Origin of the sequence: Provencibacterium massiliense (assembly GCF_900169495.1) — a bacterium.
Taxonomy (GTDB): Bacteria; Bacillota; Clostridia; order Oscillospirales; family Ruminococcaceae; genus Harryflintia; species Harryflintia acetispora.
In genome coordinates this window covers 104074-123508 of sequence record NZ_FWCH01000010.1, presented here as the reverse complement: position 1 = coordinate 123508, position 19435 = coordinate 104074, and the positions used below count along the sequence as shown (strand labels likewise).

Here is a 19435-nt window from a genome sequence, read left to right as displayed (position 1 = left end):
TGAAGCTCAGGCTGCCCGGCGCCGCGAGGCGCGCGGTGGAAGCAGATCCCATATCCGAATCGGATTTGAGCAGGCCGGTGCCGTCCGTCACCTGAATCTTGGCCGTGACCTCGACGGTGTAGCTGCCCGGCTGGACAGTGAGGGCGCTCAGATCGACGTACCGCTTGTCGCCGTCGGTCAGAACCGAACCAGACAGGTCGGTGGATACTTCGGCGCCGCCGCTGTTATCCTGATACTTCAGCGTCACGGTGTAGCCGTCGATGTCGGCCACCTCCGCCGTGGGCGGGGTCCACTCGGCGCGCACCTGGGTCTGACCGTCGCCCGAGGCCGTGATCTTGACCTGCGGTGTGGACAGCTTCTGGATCACCATCGGGACGCTCTTGGTCGCCGGCGAGGAATCCGCGCTCAGGCTGGTATTGCCGGACACGCTGGTGATGGTGATCTGATAGCTCTGGCTGGAATTGATGTTGTTCTTCAGGTGGTCATAGACTTCCTTGAGCTCCACCTCGCCGGACGCGCCGGCGGCCAAGGTCTTGGTCGCCGAGGCGATCTGGGTGCCGCCCGCCTTGACCACTACCTTGTATTCCTTGATGTTCCCGGAGAGGTTGCCGCTTGCCACAGCCTGGAAGGTGACCCTCATGCTCGGCTCGCCGACGTCGTTCATAAAGGGCTCCATCCCTATACTGTCGGCGCTCACCGACGGCAGGATACCGCCGTAGACAAAGACGCTGCCGTCTGCCGGGACATAGTTCTTGTCGGCAATCACGCCGCGGCTCAGGTCGTCCTGCGCCTTGACGCGGATCGAGTACTTGGTCGGCACGGACTCGCGGGTCTCCTTGACCACTTCGCTCAGGTCGCTGCTGGTGCCGACGGTGAAGCCGCTGGTCAGCGGATTGGTACCGCGCCAGAGCTTCATGTCATACTTGGGCGTATAGTCCGCCCCGTCCATGATGAAGGTCTGGACATCCCATCTGCCGAAGACCTGGTTATCCGCAGTGTCGAAGCGCACGTTCTGCACCGGGCCCAGCTTATAGACCTGATACACCTCGCCGGTCTGGACCGCGGGCGCGCTGGAAAGGGTCTTCGTCCCGTCGCCGACCGCCTGCACGGTGGCCGAATACTTGCCGCTGGTCGCCTGCGCCTCATCGCGCAGGTCCTCGGTCAGGGCCTGGTACTCCACATTTCCGGCCACGGTATAGGTCAGCGCGGAAAGATAGCTGCCGTCCTTTGCAATCTGCACGCGGTAATTCTCTGCCGCCACAGTGGTGTTGGTGTCGGTCCAGTAGGCGCCGATGGCGCTCTTGTCCGCCTGGTAGCCGACGCCGATCCCGGTGGGCTGGCTCAGACGGGTGGTCGATACCGGCAGGGAGACGTTCGGATCGAAGCTGTCTGTCTTGTCCGCGCTCGGGATCACCTTGACCGTGTAGGTGTAGGTGCCCGCCGCCGTGATGTCCTCGAGGCCGGCCGCCGCCGTGATCGGCAGGTCGTAGACGACCTTTCCGGGCTCGGTGGGGACAGTCTTTAGCGCGGTACCGGTGGCCGAATCGCCTCTGTAGACCTCGAAGCTCCCGGCATCGGCCGAGACGCCCGAAACCTTCAGGTAGGTGGTGGCGTCATGGTCGCCCGCCTCGCCGTCGGTGTAGATGCTCAGCACCGGGCGGTCGAGCTTTTCCACGCCGACCTGGGTCTTGACGCCGACCGGCACCGACTTGGTGTTGAGTCCGGCGTTGACCGGGTTGGCCACCACGCTCACCGTATAGTTCGCCTGCGAATCGATGCCCGCATGCGGCACAAACACCGTTGTGAGGGATGCGTCGAGAGTCTCGCCGCTGGCGGGATATTCGAGGGTGATCTGGTCGGTGCTGCCCTCTTTCACGAGGGTAATGGTATAGGAGGCAACGTTCTGTGCAAATTTCGGTTCGACCGACGTCATGGTCTCAAACTTGACGCCGTTGACGCCGCCCTGCTTGACGAGCTGGATGTCGCCCTCTCCGATGCTTGAGAGCGTGCCCGCATAGACCGGCGAGGATTCGCCGATCGTATAGGCTCCGCCGATCACGCCGTTCGCGTAGTCGGCCTTGGCCTCGACGCGCAGCTTATACTCCACCGGCGTGGCGGCAGACTTGTCAAACGAGCCGTCGGCAAAGTTGCGCTTCCCAGTCTCAGCCTGGTCGCCCACGGTGCCGCCTTGCAGCGTCCCGGCCTTGATGAGGCCCGCCTTGTAGGCGATGGAGCCATCCGTCGTCTTCCACAGGCCGAGCACCGTCTTCTCCGCCTTCTTGGTGACGAAGTCGAACTCCAGGTCGGACGGGGGTTCGGCGAGCTTGATCGCCGAAACATCGGTGCGGTTGCCGGACCAGGCCGAGTTGAGGGTGGCCTTTCCGGCGTTCATCTGCGCATCGGACATATCGCCCAGCGCGCGCAGCTTGACAAAGTAGTTGCCGCTGTGCTTCAGGTTCCCCTCGAGCAGCGCGGTGATAGAGACGCGCTCGCCGCTGTCGACCGAGGTCTGGCAGGTATCGCCGCTGGCATAGCGCAGCGGCTCTTCGCTGCCGCCCTTGTTCTCCCAAATCTGGACGCTGTACTTCTTCACCGCCTCGGTCAGCGCGCTCCACTGCGCGAAGATGCCGTCGGCCGTGCGGTCGATCGTCGAACCGCCCGCAGGGGCGCTTGGCGACGCCAGGCGGGTGATGGTATTGCTGCCCTCGTTTGAATCCAGCTTATCCGCATCCGAATCGGCAGCGATCGCCTTGACGGTCACCTTGTAGGCACCCGCAACCGCAGTGTCGCCCAGGTCGAATTTGACCTCGGCCGTGGAGGCGGGCAGGCTCACGGGCGTCCCGTCGTTGATTGTCACGGTATAACCGGCGTTGCCCGGCACCGAGCTCCACTTGGCCCAGACCTTGGACTGGGTGCCATTCGCGTCGGCAGTGCCGTCGCTTTCGGTCGCCTCGAAGGTGATGACCGGGGTGGCCAGCTGGGCCGCCTTGAGGGTGATGTCGCTGTGCGCGCCCATCGGCTCGCTGTTTACGCTCATCGCATCGTTGGCGGTGACGGTGGTCACCGTGACCTTGTAGGTGTTGTCGTCGCGGTTCATATGCCCCGCGGTGGTCATGTCGCGGTAGATCTCCGGCAGCTCGACGGTAAAGTACCCGTCGCCGCCCACGGCGGTGCCCGCCGGGATGGTCTTGACCACCTGGGTCTCGGCCCCGTCCGCAATGGCCGCGCCGTCGGCGCGCTCGACCACCAGCCGGTATTCCTTGATGTTGCCGGCCAGCTTATTGCTGTCGGCGACCGGGGTAAACTTGGCCTGCACGCTCTTGCCGCTCGCGGCGTTGAGGTAGAGCTCCATGCCTATGCTGTTCTGGGCGACCTGCGGCAGCGTGCCGGTATAGACGGCCGCCGGGGTGCTCGGGGTGGGGGCTCCCGTCGCGATCAGCGCGGCCCCGTCGGTGAACTTATCCTTCATCCCGACCGCGGCCTCGTAGGAGACCGGGGTGTTGGAAGAAGTGTCTCGCGTGGTCTTGGTGAGCGCCTCAAGGTTCACCGACTTCCTGGTCTTATCGAGGGTGGCGAGCGCCGCGGCCAGGTCGGTGTTGTCCGCGTTTATGGCCGTGCCGTTCTTCTTGATCTGGATGTCATAGTCCACATCCTGGCCGGTCGGCGCGTTGTCCTTCCAGGTCAGGTAGACCTCATCGTTGTCGTCGCCATCCTTCACGCCGGTGCTGTAGTCCAGCTTGACATCGGTGGCAGCGGTCAGCTTGTAAACCTGATAGGTCCCGCTCTGGGTTACCGCGTCCGAGGTCAGGGTGCTGGTACCGTCGCCGATCGCCTGCACCTTGACGTAGTACCGCCCGTCGGTGAAGGAGGTTTCGGTCTTGAAATCGTTGTAGAGGCTCTGGAACATCTCGGTCCCGGTGGTATACGGGCCGTAGTCCTTCACCTTCGTATCGGGCGAAGAGCGGTAGAGCTCCATCTTGTACGTGCCGGTCAGCCCCGCGTTCGGATCGCCCCAGCTCGCGCCGATGGTCGCCTTGTCGGCATAATAGCCGAACTTGGGCGAAACGGGCTTCCCGAGGCGGGAGAGCGGGTACTGCTCCGACTCGTTTTCAATGTAGCTATCGAGCGCATCGGCCTTCGGGTAGGCCTTGACGGTATAGTTGGCCGTCATGCCGGCAGCCGGAATATCCTTCGCCGCCAATTCGATCGGGGACGAAGCGTACGACGCCTCGAGCGCCGCCACGATGCTGCGTCCGTCTTTAAAGATTTCAAAGCTCCCGGTGTGCTCGTCGAGCCCGGAAACGGTGATCTGCACCTCGGAGTTCGGGTCGTCCGGCGTCACCGCCGCAATCGAGATGGTGGGCTGCGCCACCTTCTGCTTGGTGATCTCCAAGTTTTTCACCGAGGTTTTCGAACCGGTGTTGAGCATGGTGTTGGCCGGGTTGGCCGTGATCTCCACCGTGTATTTGACGTTGTCCTCAAGCGCCGGCAGCTCCACAAACGGGTTGGCGCCGGACGGCTTGTAGCCTGTCAGCTCGATCGGGGTCTTCCCGGTGGCGGTAATCTTAATGTCATAGGAAGCGATGTTCTTTTCGAGCTTGCTGCTGTAAAGGGTATTCTGCTCAACCGGCTGGAAAGTCAGCCCGCGCTTGGCGCTGCGGCTTTCGAGCTTGACGGTGCTGGTATCGACCTTCGGAAGCGCACCTGCCCAGACCTGGTGAGTTCCGATCTCAACAGATCCATTTTCATAGGCAAAGATGCCGTTCGCCAGATCGTCCAGGCTCTTGACCATCAGCTTGTAGTCAATCAGCTCGCTGCCGGCATTCTTAAAGTCCGTATCTTCAAACGGCTGCTTATAGTCGTTGACCTTGCCCTTGAAGCTCTGGTTGATCCCCTTTTCGACCAAGCCGGCCTGATAGGGCGGATGGTAATCGGGCTTTCCGGTGACGGAGATGGCGCTGTCCGCCGTCCAGGTACCGGTCACCACGTTCGGGGTGGTCTTATCGCCCACAAAGTTGAGCGTAAGGTCGGTGGGCTGCGCCACGAACTGGATGGTCCTGTTACTGCCCGTGTTCCAATCCGAGGTCAGGGTCGACTTGTTCTCAGCATCGCCGCTCGCGCGCGCCTTGAGGAAGTAGTCGCCCGTTTCGCCGAAGCCGCGCAGGGTCGCGGTGACGTCCTTGCGCAGGTCGCTGCCGCTCGACACCGCGCCGGCACCGTCAAGGACGGTATCGAGCGATACGTCGCCCGTCGGGGTCCACTTCCAGAAGGCCAGCTCGTAGCCCTTTTCATTCGAGCCACTGGGCAGCGCGGCCCACTTTGCGTCGATCTTCGGGTCGGCGTCGCTTTCGGCGGGCAGCTCGATCGAAACGCTGGCGGGAGCCGCCAGACGGGTCACCGTGCCGGTGCTCGCGTCGGAATCGAGCAGCAGCTCGCTTTCGGAGGTCTGGATCTTGGGCGCGAGGGTTTTCACCGTGATGGTGTAGCCGCCCGCCGCCTTGGTGTCGCCCATCGAAACCTCGTTTACATCGGCCGCCAGCTCCTGCTCGGAGCCGCTGCCGATCTGATAGCTGTAGCCCGCGTTGAGCAGGACGTTCTGCCAGGTCGCCTTGACCACCGACTGATCGTCTGCGTCCGCGTCCGAGCCGGCCGCCGTAAAGGTGATGGCCGGAGCCGGCAGCTTCTTCACCGTCAGATGGCTCGCCTGCGTCGGGCTAAAGCTGTTGTCCGCGCTCAGGCAATGGTTGTTGGACTGGGTGGTGACCGTGATGGTGTACTCCTGCTGCGCGCCGAGGTTCCCCTCCGCGATCAGGTCGGCGTACACATCGCCGCAGTCGAGCACCACATCGCCCTGGGCGTTTTTGAGCTCATCCGCCCGCTCCTTGGTGAGGGTGATCTTCTGCAGCTCGGTCCCGCCCTTCTTGATGAGGACCTCATAGCCGAGGATGTTCTCCAGCAGCTCTCCGCTGGCCGCCGGCTTAAAGGATGCGCGCACCGTACCGGAGCCGTCATCACGGAGGGCCGGGCGCAGCGTCACACCGCTCGCCGCCGGCAGCTTGCCGGAGTAAACCTTATCCGGATTCGCCGCAAAGACGTAATCCTTCTGTGCGAAGACGCCCTTTTCGAGGTTGTCCTTCGCCTTGACCTTAAAGGTATAGGGCACCGTGCCCGGATTCGCCTTATCCGCGAACTCGTGGCTCAGGTCGATCCCGCTCGTGCCGATGGTGGCCTGGCTCGAGAGGGCGACCTCGGTATTGGTATTTTGATAGAGCACCACGTCGAACTGCGGGGTATACCCGGGGACCGATACGCCCAGCGCGTTCCAGCGGCCGAATACCTGCTCGTCCCCCGTGCCGGTCCTGGTCGCCGCAAAGCGCACGTTTGCCATCACGGGCAAGCGGGTCGCCGCAAAGGGGCCGACCGGGCCGGTCACGGCCGAATCAAGCACCGAACCGTCGGCGCTCTGGCCGATCCCCTGGATCCTGACGTAGTAATCCGCGCTCACGGCATGCTCACGCAGCCAAGCGGTGACATCCTGGAAGCAGGCGCCGCCCGCCGCGATGTCGGCCTGGGAATAGGTAAAGGTGGTCCTAAGCTCAGCCCCCTCATACAGGCCGATCTGATACTGGAAGCTGCCCTGCGGCAGGGCGGTATCCTCGCTCGTGAAGGCCGCGCCGATCATCTCGTCGCTGCCGACCTTGCGGTAGCCGAAGGAAGCGTCCTTCGGCGCCGCGAGGCGCACGACCGTCTTCTCGGCCTCGCCGGACTCCATCAGCTCGTCGATCTTGTCGGTAGCGGGCTTCGCCACCACCTTGTAAGTATAGCTGCCCGCTGTATTGACGCCCAGCTCGAGCTTGAGCGCGTCGGGCGCATCGCCGGTGTAGGTGACCGGGATGGTCAGCGTGCCGGCGGCGGCGTCCACCGTGCCTCCATGATTTTTGATGGTGCTGTAGTCCCCGCTGATCACGACCGAGCCGACCGCTTGCTGCACGTCCGCCGGGTCCTTCGGGGTGACGACGAGGTAGGTGGTCTTGACGCCGGTTTCCCCATTCGTCTCGGTCACGACCTGCAAGAGCGGGTTGTCCAGCGCGCGCCGGGTGATCTTCTGCCCGGTCTTGGTCTGCACATTGCCGTCCCCGTTGAGGTCGGTGTTCACCGGCACCGCCTGGACCTTGATGGTATAGCTCTTGTCGTTGCCAAAGTCGGCCGTCAGGCCGGGCATCTCCACGTCGTGGACCGTCTTCTCGCCGTCGATGTCGGCGGCCGGGATGGTCGCCGTTTCGCTGAACGCGGCGCCCGCACCCTCGCCCTGGACGGTGACGACGTATTCCTTGATATTCTCCAGAAGCTCCGGCCTTGCGACGGTCAGCGGCTCGAAGGAGATGTTCGCCTTGCCGCCGAGGCTCGTGAGCTTCACGCTGTCCTGCTCCACCGCAGGCAGCCAGCCGCCCAACACCTCGCTCGCACCGATGGTGACGTCGGGGTGGGCCAGCACGCCGTGCACATGGTCGGGCTGGCTGTCGATCCGCATGCGGTAGGGGTAGAGCTGGTTCTGACTACTAAACTTCGGGAAGTCGCCCGCGCCGAAATCGAAGGAGCCGTGGGCGTCGCGCACCGAACCCACCTTATCCCAAGTCCCATCGAGCTGCTTCTCCTCGAGCTGCACCCCATACGGGATCTGGTAGCCGTCCATCCCCGGCAGCAGCCGGATGTCATTCTGCTGCGAGTCGACGGTCCAGGCGCCGGTCACCTTGTTCGTCTCAATGGTAAAGTGCGCGCCGGCGGCAGCCCCGATCTGCCAGATCGGGGTGTCAAAGTTCGGGTCGGGCACCGACCATTGGGAGCTCAAGGTCTTATCCTCGTCGCCCACCGCCTGGACGGTGATTCCATATTTGCCGCTGGTCGCCTCGGACTGCAGCAGCGCGGTGACGTCCATGCCGCTGGCAATCGTGCCGCCGGCGGCCGGCTGGTTCGCAGCCTCCTGCATGCCGCCCGCCGTGCGGCGCACCAGCTTGAGCTGGTAGCCGCTCTCGAAGGAGCCCGCCGGAGTGGTGCTGTTGTCCGTGTTGAGCGGATTCTTGCTCCACTGAGCGGTGATGGCGCCGTCCTTGTCGCTTGCGGGGAGGGCCAGCTTGCCGCCGGTCGGCGGCGCGAGGCGCACGATGGTCTTGCTGATCTCATCGGAGGGCAGCAGCTCGAAGTGCGCGCTGTCGGGCAGGGCCTGCACCGTCACGGTGTAGGCGCCGGCCTTGGCCCCGTCGAAGGTGATATAACGCCCGGAAGCGTTCTCTTTAATTTCAGGATTGCTGGTGACCCCGTCGGCGTTCTTGAGCGTGACGGTATAGCTGCCGGCGTTCGGCACATTGGCCCAGGAGGCGGTGACGGTCTTTCCGTCCGCGCCGTCCTGATAGGTGATCACCGGGTCGCTCAGCTTCCCGAGCTGCAGCTTCGCCGTGGTCACCGCCGAGGCGGGATCACTCAGGTTGCTATTCTTCGTGCGGGTGGTCACCTTCACGCCGAAGGTCACTTCCCCGCTCTGGGTCTTGAGGTAGTCGTAGATGGCGCTGAGATCAACCTGCCAGACCTCGACGTCCGTCCCTCCGATGTTGGCGGTAGCCTTCACGGGAGGCACGTCGGTGGTGTTGACCGTGACCTTGCCGGCCGTGGCGCCCGCGCCGTAGGACACCTCGATCTCATAGTCGAGGATATTGTCCACCAGCGGGTCGCGGGAGTCGCCGTCCTTGGTGACGGGCTTAAACTCAGCCATCACGCTCGGAGTGGTCGTATCGCCCGAGGGCTTGTTGTAGTAGGCCAGGCGGATGTCGCTGACATCGCGCAGTTTGCCGCCGTAGACCGGGTCGGAGGTCATGAAGTCCGGAACGGCGAACACGCCCTTGTCGATCTCGTCGATGGCGCGGATCGAGCTGTAATAGGTCCACAGGCTGGGCGAAGCGCGGTTTGCCTTCACCAGGTCGATCACCGAGGCGCTCGTACTGGTGCCGATGGTCGGGGTGATCGGTGTTTCGGTCGCAGCAGTGCTTCCCTGCTGCATGCTCAGCTTACCTTCGTAGCTGGCCGGGGCAGGGTTGCCGCCGTCGATGTAGTTGACGCCCGTCCAGAAGGTGGTGACCTTGTCGTCAGCCGTATCGAAGGCCGGCTTGCCGATCTGGGCAAGTTTGGAGATGCGCACCGCCTGCGTCTGATTGGACGCCTTGGAGGTCAGGGTGGCGCTCCCGTCGCCGATGGCCTGGACCTTGGCGACCTGATAGCTGTAGCCTCCCTGCGGCAGCGCGGCAAAGTAATCCTTAAAGCTGAGGAAGGTTTCGTTCCCCGCCGTGTCAAGGCTCTTCTCCTGGCCCGAGGCGGTGATCTGTGCGGTGGTGTGGTAGCTGAGGCCGCTCACCGCCGCATCCGCCGAGGTCCAGTGCACGCCGATGTCTTTTCCATCGTCGCTCGCGCGCAGCTCCACGCCGGCCGGAGCCGCCAGGCGGCGCACCGTCAGGGTGGCGGGCACGCTCGGGCGCTTGCCCGCGTCGGTGCCGTCGGGATTGGCGACGACCTCGAAGGTATAGTCGCCCTCGGCCGCCGTGCTCCACTCGCTGGTGTTCAGCTTATAGGAACGGTCGACCGACGACTCGCCCAAGGTGACCTGGCTGCCATCGGGCTTCGTCATATAAGCGTTGTAGTTGCCGGCGCCGTCGATGGCATCCCACGAGAGGGTCGGGGCGCTCATCGCGCTGTCGGACCCCTCGACCGTGAGCTTCAACTGCGGTGCGGGCAGGTTCTCGACGACCACGCTGTACTCCATCGCCTTGCTGCTGGTCGTCCAGGCAGAGCTGCTGTTGAGCACGCTGTTATGGGCGATCGAGCGCGCCTGCACCCGGAAAACCAGGATAGGCGAGTCGACTTCCTTGAGGTCGGCAACCAGCAGGTCGACCAGGTCCTCAAAGTCGACGGTGCCGTCCGCCGCCAGATCCTCCTTCTTCACCAGAAGGGTATGCGAGGTCTCAGCACCCGGACGCAGGCCGGTGCCCTTGTTATAGGTGACCCGGATTTCGTAGCCGTAGATCTGATCGACCGGCGTATAGGCCGGGTCAGGCTCGGTCAGGGTCAGTTTAAAGGAATTGGGGGCCGAGGCGAGCTTTTGAATCTTCGGGTAATTGAGCTGCCCGCCCTGTACCGCCGCGCTGGTGCCCGAGCAATCATAGGCCACGTCGGAGGTGAAGTTATTGCTGCCCGGCGCCTTATACCGGTACTCCAGGCGTCCGATCTTCGGGATGTAATCATTTACGCCCTCGGCGTTTTCATCCTGTGCGCCCGCCTCGCAGGGGATGCTCAAATTGACCTTGTAGTCCTTGAGCAGCCCGGTGCTGACGATCTGGCTCGAGATGGGATACCGCCCCAGGGAATAGAAGGAGCCTCCCGCGGTCTCAAACCCGGTGTCGTCGTAATCGCCGTCGCGCAGGGTCAGCGTCGCGCCCTGTGAGCCGTCCTTCACCAGGCCAAAGCCATAGGTGGTAAAGCCCTCCGCCAGTCTCCAAACGGCGTCGACCGCCGCGGGGGGATCGTTATAGTCCGTATTGCTTCTCCAGTCGATGCGCACGCCCGCATCGTCGATCCTGGGCGCGTACCAGACCTCCTTGCGCGCGCCCTCGGCGGGCTGGGAGGAGATGTAGATCGGCTGGTTAAACTGAGTGGTGAAGTTTTCGCCGTAGACGGTGACCTGCGGGCGGAAGAACGCCTTGGTGGTATCGTCCAACTCGTTGTAGCCCTGGTCCTCTCCGTAGATGGCGAGCTCGTTGAGGACCTGTGCCTCGTAGAGCGGTTCACCGTAATCGTTCTGCTCCTCCAGCAGCTTATCCATGGCGGTGGTGTCCTTGAAGAGGGGCACCTTGCCCATGACCTGCTGGTTTTCGGGATTGATCTGGGCAATCCCGATCTTATATTTGCCCTTGGCCTTGCCGCCGTCGAAGCGCAGGCGGACGGTATCTTTCCCCTGATACTGCACCGGCATACCGCCGTCTTCACCGCTGGCGAGGCGCACGTTGGACGGCTCCTCCAGACGGTAGACAAAGACCTCTACATTCTTGGTGGTCTTGCCAGGGTCCAGCTCCTCCGGGAAGACCGGGGAGGAGGCGTTTTCATATTCCGCTTTGATGCGCACCGCATACCTGCCCGCGTCCTTCATGACGTTGACATCGTCATTCTTCGCGTGGTTGATCGGGATGCGCAGTTGGGTCGCCGTTGTATCCAGCTCATACTGCGTAGCCAGGTCTATGTCGGCCCGGGAGGTGATGACAAGCGGCGTGGTATACAGCTGTGTTTCATTGCCGGCATCGTCCACCTTGTAGACCTGGATCTGGTAGCGGTCCGCCATCTTTTCGACGTCGCTTTCAATCGCGCCGATCACCGGGTTCCAGACCGCGTAAAGGGTGGTATCCCATTCGCGGTCGTCCTCGTTCCTGGTCGGATCGGGATCCATCTCGCCGAACTCGAAGCGCAGGCCGGGCTGCGGAATCTGCTTGATAAGACAGGAAATCTCATAGACGCCCACCGAGTTGAGGGCGGTGTTCTTCGGCTCGGTATAGACGCGGAAGATATGGTCCTCGTCCGGCTGGGTCTCGTCCACCGAGTCCTCCAGCTCGACGCCGACGCCGATGCTCTTGTCCGGCAGCTTATCGTAAGCCTCGAGCGCCTGCGCCTGGGTCAGCAGCTCGAAATCCTTGACCTGGCCGCCCGGATAGCCGATCCATGCGCTGTACTGGTCGGTCTGATCGGACATCAGCGCGTTGAACGACGCATCGCCCTCGCGGTCCGCCGTCACCGGCAGGAAGTACATCTTGATGTTGTTGCTGCCCTCGACATAGGGCTTACCCACGATGTTGGCCGGCAGCATCGGGCCGGCGACCACCTCGTTGGAATCCCGCAGCTGCATGGTGGGCAGAGTGAGCTTCTTGGCCGCATAGTTGGTCTGCGGCTCGATGGTGGCCTTATAGTAGTAGTTGATATACTTCTCCTGGCCGTCCACCGTTTCGGTATCGTTTTTGCGGATCTTGCTCGAAACGTCCTGGAGCAGCTTGCCCGCCCCATCGGCCGTCAGGTCCGTATAGGTATCCTGAACCGCATAGGCGTCGCTGCCGCCGACCCGCTTGACCCACAGCTTGAGGGTATAACGAATCTCAGCCTCGCTGCCCGGGGCCGCCAGGTCGTCCGCATATTTGCTGGCGACAACCTGCACCTTGGCCGGGTCGCTCAGGTCGATTGCCGGGGCTTCCATCGGCGCGAAGGATGTGAGGTTATAGGCATCGCTCTCCACCGCGCTGGAAAGCCCAAGCAGGGTCAGGCAGTTGTTCTCGTCGATGACATCCGCACGGGAGACCTTGCCCATATAATAGCCGGTCTTCGTCAGATGCTCGGTGATCTCCTGATAGCTCTTGTCCGTGACGGTATAGGTATCGAGCGGCGCCCTGCCGTACGGCTCAGACGCGGACTGCTTGAAGTAGAGCTCGAGGGTATACTCCATGGTGGTGGTCCCCGGCTCAGAGGTGCTGAAGCCCAGGGACACCTTGTCATGGGCGGCGTTAAAGTGGATGTCGCTCTTCTCCACCTTGCGCGCCACCACGAAATCGAGCTTCTGGGTCGCGGGCTCGAAGGAAGTCCCGGCCTTCGCCACCGCGGTGACGGTGACCGAATAGCTGCCCGGGCCCTTATCCGCGATGAGAGCGGCGGTCAGCTGCTCGTCGGCAAACGTATTACCGGTGGGCTTGCCGTTTGCATCGAAGAGATCGGCAGTGTAGTCCTGGTGGCAAACCTCTTCCCCATCCTTATAATAGGTGACGACATACTTCTCGGTGTTGTTCGAGTTGTTGATCCCGCCCGGGTTGTCGCTGAACTCCAGTCTCAGATCGTCCGAGCCCTGGCTCTTGCGCAGGAAACTTTCAATCGTCGGCTTCTCAAGCCGAGTGATCTTGATCTCCACCGGCTCATATTCGCTCTTACTGGAAGCGTTGAGCACATTGTTGAAGGGAACCGCCTCGATGGCGACCTTATAGAAGCCACTCTCCCCGTCCTCCAGAAGCTGGTCGGTCAGAGAATAGCTGAACTTATTGCCGCCGGCCTGGGCGACATCCTTATACTGCTGGGCGTCGACGTGCTTGACGATCGGGTCGACCCCGGCCACCGGCACGTAGGTATCACCCTGTTTTTCCACCCGCTGGGTGGTGATGACATATTCCTCGATCGCGGGCGCCCAGTTGAGCATGACGGAGTATTCGCCATTGTTGATTGTCAGCCCGGTGCCCGGGTTGGAGGGAGCGGGCAGCTTGTAAGCGTCCACCGTATCGCTCAGGGTGAGGGCGGACTCGGCGGTATAGGTATAGTTATAGAGGTTGCCGACGTCCGGCGTCGGATCGTTCGGCGCATAGGCGAAGCTCGCGTTGGAGCGCACCCCGAAGCGGTACTTCGCCGGGCTGGTCGAGGAGGCCGTGCGGTGGCGCAGCTCGATCTGGCTGTTCTCGGTGAACTCAGCCGCATAATTGCTGCCGTCGTTCGGGGAAGCGATGGAGCCGCTTGAATGCTCGGCCTCCACCTTGTTCCACTGCGGGGCGGCGGCATTCTCCTCCACCGGAGCGAGCTCATGCAGCTCGTAGCTGTAGCCGTCGGCCGCGCCCTTATCGAGCCAGCGTCCGAAGAGAGTATCCGGGTCCGAAATATCGAATTCCTGGCTGATCCCGTCGATCCCGACCGCGGAACGCACCTGCACCAGGTTGTCGGCCGCATCGGTCTGCACCGGGTCGACCGGCAGCTCGAGCTTCTCCTTGCCCGAACCATCCACCGTGTGCTTGCCGTCCCGGTAAACCTTGGCGGCAAACTGGCCGGGACTATTCTCGTTGACATAGTCCATGATGTCCGCGCGCACGTCAAGCGCGACAGGCCCCAAGGAAGGCGTCGCCGACTTCTTGATCGGGGTGACCCCAAAGTTCGAGCTGCTGGACATACGGTAAAGGATTTGTGCGGTGTAAGACAGGTTTTGGGCGCCCGAGAATCTGAGATTGAGGATGCTGCCGTCCGCTGCGGGCGCAAAGAATTTCACATCGGTGGGCGGCTGGTACCGGACGACCTCGAGCGTCGCCGGGACGGAGTCCTCCATCCCTTCCAGATCAGTCTTTTTCGCCGCGATTACTTCGATGGTATATTTGCCTTCTGCAGCAAAGTTCCCCAGACCATCCAAATCCGCATCTTCCTGGAAGACCACGGTGTAATTGTATGACCCGGTGTTCCTGATAAACTTGCTGTAGCTGTCCCCCGTCTTCTCATTTTTCACCGAGACCGAGTAGCCCAAGGTCAGGCTGTTGCCCTCGGTTCCGTCAATATTCAGGGTGATTACGTCGGCGCCGGTCATACTATCCCAGCGGGAATCCGGCACGGTGCCGCTGATCCCCTTGATTCCGAGCGAGACCTTCGGGGCCGGGATGCCCTTGACCTCATAATCAACCGTGGAGCTTCCCGTGTTCGGCGGGTTGAGCACCACGCTCTTCGGGACAGAGGTCACCTGCAGGTCATATCCCAGCTCGCCCTCTGAGCCTTGGGGCTTTACCTTGAGCATGGCCGGGATCATGTTGATGGACTGTGCCGTACCGTCGGCGGTAAAGATATAGCTATCCCCATATTCGGGCGAGGTGGTCAGCTTGGCGCGGCCCGCGAAGTAGGCGACCGCCCCCGCATCCGGGTTCAGTTTGAGGTTGACCTGGCCGGGCACGCTGAGGTCCGGCGTGGTGTCGGCAAGCGGCCCCGGCAGCTTGTAACCCTTCTCGGTAATGCCGTCGTTTGTCTTGAGAGCGCTTTGCAGATAGCCGGTGCCGTCGCCAAAGTTGCTCAGCACCCGCACGCTCGCCTTAAAGGTATAGTAAGCCTGCCCGCCGTCCGTCTGGTCGACGAGCGCTTTCACCTTTTCTTCAATGTCGGCGCGGACCTTGCCCGCCTCGATGTCGGCATTGCTTGCATCGACGACGATGCTATCCAGCGCGCCGCCAAAGCCCGCGCTACTGCCGTCATCGTTCTTGTTGCCGCCGATGCCGTATGCGCCGTCCATCTTCTGGAAGTCCAGCGTGAAGCGGTAACGGATCGCATTCGTCACCGGGGTGGTATTCAGGTAGAGCCCGGTGCCGCCCTGCGCGCCGCTATGGGGCGAACCGACGTCCATCAGGGGCACAGAGGGCTCCAGGTCGTAGGCTTTGACCTCGTACTCCTTGGAGGCGGTCGCGGTCTTCAACTGGGTGTAACGCACCGGCTGATTCCCGGTCGCCGTCTCGGCGCTCGCCGCGCCGTTGATGGTCGGCAGGCCGACGGTGACGCGGTATTTCTCGGCCGCAGCCGCCCTGTCGGTAACGTCGTAGGAGCCGACGCCATTTACATAAGTCCCCTTTGTATAGTCGATCTCAGCGGGCGAAGTCGCATCCAGCTTGTCAAAGGTGACGTCATAGTGCGCGGCAATATTATCCCCTGTGGTACCGACCACGGCATCCCCACTGAAACCGACCGTCAGGCGGTCCTTGGCGTCGCCGGTCCCGCCGATTACAAGCCCTCTCGGGTCGTCATATTTGCGGATCTGCCACTTCTCGATGGAGGAAGCGGTATAGGCGCCCTCGAGCGCCGTCGGCAGCTCGGAGCGGATTTGCACCTCGTAAAGGCCGCTGGAGGAGAACAGGGCCTTCGGGAAGGTATCGGTGTACGATCCCGAAGCGGCTTCGGTCTTGCTGACCGTCTTGTTCCAAATGCTGTTGGTCGGGTCCGTCGTATCGCTACCCGGCGCGAACAAGTGGATGGTGACCTCTTCCACCAGGTCGGCGTTGTCGCCGGTGGGCCAGGTGATCTCCACCTCCACGTCGCCGCTGGCGACCTGGTCAACGCGCACATAACCCGGCGCCGGAAGCGGCGGGGTCTGTACTTTATAGGTCAACTTGGATGCGCTGGCCGGGGCCATATTGACCGCAGCGTTCTTCGGCACGGCCGTTACGGTGATCTCTACCCGGTCGTTCAATGCAAAGCCGCCGGTGCTGATGATCGGCAGGATATTATAGGTGTCGTTGGTGATCTGGGAAGGCTTCAGCCGGACCGGAGTGATGGACTTATCCCCGCAAACCGCCGTGATCTCGTAGTAGTCGATCGCGGTCTTCAACTGAGCGGTGAGCGGCTCAAAGCCAATCTCCAGCTTTCCGTTGGAGAGCTGGATGTCGCCGCTGGAGGTCAACGGCGTCGGCAGACGGAAGGAGTCAACCTTCGTCGATTCGCCGGAAACCTGCTTGCCGGCCACCACCCGGGCGCGGGTGGCGTCGCCGCTCAGGAAGTCCTTGGCGTACAAAGCAGTCGTCACGCTATTGTCGCGCAACGTATTCCCATTTTTATAATCGCGCTTGTAGAAGTTCTTAAAGACGGCAGTGCTGTCGTATTCATAGCCGCTCGCGCCGAGGGTGATCTTCTGCCCGTCGGGCTCGGCCGGATCATAAACACCCAGCTCGTCCACCCTGGTCTTGTCGGCGTCGTAGGTATACCGCGCCGCATACTCCACACCAGGATAGGTATGGTTCGCCCAGTAGGTGACAGTGCCGGCGTCCGCTTCCGTGGCCGAGGCCTTGGTGGTCACATCGATGATCGGCTCGTCCGGGGACGGAACCCGTTTGATGGTAGACGCATTCTTGGGCGTGCTCTCGCCCGACGGCTTATAATTGCCGCCCTGCGCATAGGGGATCGCTTCCACCGACACGGTATAGGTTTCCAACTCATCGACCGGGTTTTCTATCCCCACCTCGGTGAGGAACGGAGTGATGTCGATGGAAACCCTGGTCAGGGCGGGATTGTTCGCCGTCAGAGCAGTGAGATAATCCGCCCCATCCGCCGTCTGCAGCTGGGTGCTCCCCTTGTAAACCCGGGCGCGGTAGGTGATGCCGGTGCGCTCCTTGTTGTTGGTGATACCGGTGTACTCGCCGCTGTCGGGATCATAGGCGGTGGTGACCCGGTTGAAGAACACTTCAGCCGAATACTTCCCGGCGGACTCCTTGAGCTCGACCACGATATTATCTGGCGTGTTCAGCTTGTTGCGCTCAGTCTCAGGCAGGATAACCACACCGTCGCCGGTGTTGTTGTCGCTCTCGTTTTCCCCGTTGACCTGCGGCTTGCCGACGATCTGGCCCGCATCGAGGTTCCCCTCTTCGTCTTTCCCATTTACCGTGATGGTCCCGGAGTTGACGTTGTCCTTGACATGGTCCTGCCAATTCGGCGCGCCGGACTCGTCAACATTCTTGTCTTCGCCGACGATGCCCGCAACCGGGCCCTTATCGCTGGTAATATGCCCGTTGTTCTGGTTGTTGGTCACCGAGCCGCCGTCCAGGTTTTCACCGACGATGCCGCCGACCTGCTTTTCACCGGTCAGGATCTCCATGCCGTTGCGGTTGCTGTCCACCTGGCCAGCGTTCTGGCCGGTGATGCCGCCGACCTTTTCGCCAATCGTGTCACCCTTAATATATCCATGGGTGACGTTGCCCACCAGCTTTGCGTCGGGGCCGGTCTTGCCGGTGACGCCGCCGACGAGATGGCAGCTCTCAACATCCATCTGGGCATGGATTTCACAGTTCTTGATGGTGCCGTCGGTAGTGCCTGCGATCACGCCGATGTTGCTGCCGCCCTGGGCGTTGACCGACGCGAACTCAGACACCTTTAGCCCGTCCACCACACCGTCTTTTCCGATGGAGTTGAACAGGCCAAGATTGCTGTTATTCCCGCTGCTGCCCAGCGTCACATTGTTAAAGGCATAGCCGCCGGCCTTGCCGGGCTCGCCGGGTTTGGCGCCGTCCTTGCTGCCAGGATTGATAAAGCTGCCGTTAAAGGTACCGGCAATCTGCTCTTCCCGGCTAAAGTCGATGTCGGCGCCCTGCATAAAGTGCATGCCGAGATAGCGGCCGGTGATGTCGTGGCCGTTGAGTACATCGTTGTTGATATGGCTGAATTCTCCCGCCTGCGCGACCAGGTAGGGATTGACCTTGGTGCCGTACCCGCCCGAGAAGTCAGGATTATAGTTGTGGCAAACGTTGGAATACGCGCGCTTCCACTGGTTTTGGTTGTTCGGATCGCTCGGGCGCCAAGCGGCTACCTGGGCGCGGTAAGGGAGGTAATCCTCCAGTTTCATCTGGCAGTCCGCCGCCGTCTTGGGCGGGTGGGGCGCCGGGAAGGTGTAGCTCAGCGTATCGTTGAGGCTGGTCACCGTGTCCTCGTAAGTGCTTTCGCCGATGGTGGCGGCGCGAAGCTGCAGCGGGGAAACACTCCGGCTGCTGGACGCGAGCGGAAGATAGCTCTCGTTTGCAGTCAGGTCCTCTTCAATATCCCCGTACAGGAAGCGGACGGCATATGCGACGTCGTTGCCCGCGTTGGCCGGCTTGTTCCAGGTCAGGACGTAGGTATTGTCCTCCAGACGATATGTAAGGTTGGCCGTAATCGGCCCGAGCTCCGGCACGCTGGGCGTGCTGCTCGAGCTGCTGGAAATGCTCGACGTACTGCTCGAACGGGAGCTGGAGCGGTCGTCGTCATCGTCCTTGTCAGGCTTGTTGTGGCTTCCGCCGCCGCCGTCGCCCCAGAAGTCGTCATCCGGCTTGCTGGTATGGCCCTTGGACGAGGAAGAATTCTTGGACGAGGACGACCCCTTGGAGGAGCTGCCCGTACCGGACGAATTTGTGCCCGAGGAGGTATTGTTGTTATTGTTATTATTGTTCCCGTTGCCGCTGGGCCACCAGGAGCTGCCGCCCGAGGAGCTGGATGAGGAAGAGCTCGAGCTGTCCTTATCCTTGTCCTTGTCCGAGCCGGAAGAATCCGACGAATCGGACGGCGCCTTCTTGTCGTCGTCGGGATTGGTCGGGCCGACCGGGGTGAGCACATCGTCCGGCAGCTCTTCGACTTTGATATTCTCGTCCGTGTTGCCTTGGCGGTCGGGATCGCTCACCGTCACCTTTTCGATCGTGGACCCCTTGTCTTTGATGATGGTGATGGTGCCCGAAGGCTTGTCGTCGCGCAGCAGGTCGATCGACGAGTTCTCCAGATAGAGCTTATCCTCGCCCGGGCCCTGGAAGACGACCTCTCCCACATTGGTCCCCGACAGCTTGAGGCTCGCCCCGTCGACATTTTTGTCCACGACAATACGGCCCGGTATGTTCGAGTCCTTGATGATCACGCCGTCGGCGCGAATGATTACATTGTCATATTGGTCGGACACGACATATTCCCCCGCCGTGTCGATGACCAAGGTCCTTCCAAAGAAGGTGCATTGTGAGAACACAAACAGCAGGATCGCGATGATCAGCACTGCAATGGCCGAGATCGTTATAATCCGCTTTTTGCGGTCCGGTTCCTCCTCTGGAAATACAGACAATTCGTTGTACTCTGTGTTCAT

At 62.0% G+C, this 19435-nt stretch carries 1 protein-coding gene (cut by a window edge); it reads right to left on the bottom strand.

Annotated elements, in window-relative coordinates; translation table 11 throughout:
- Window positions 1–19435, bottom strand: partial view of a fibronectin type III domain-containing protein gene (locus tag B5477_RS03065; protein WP_079698336.1) — the 5' portion only. Its footprint begins 10841 nt before the window's first position; 19435 of the gene's 30276 nt are visible here — the first part of the coding sequence; it begins with the start codon at window positions 19433–19435; its stop codon lies beyond the left edge, outside the window.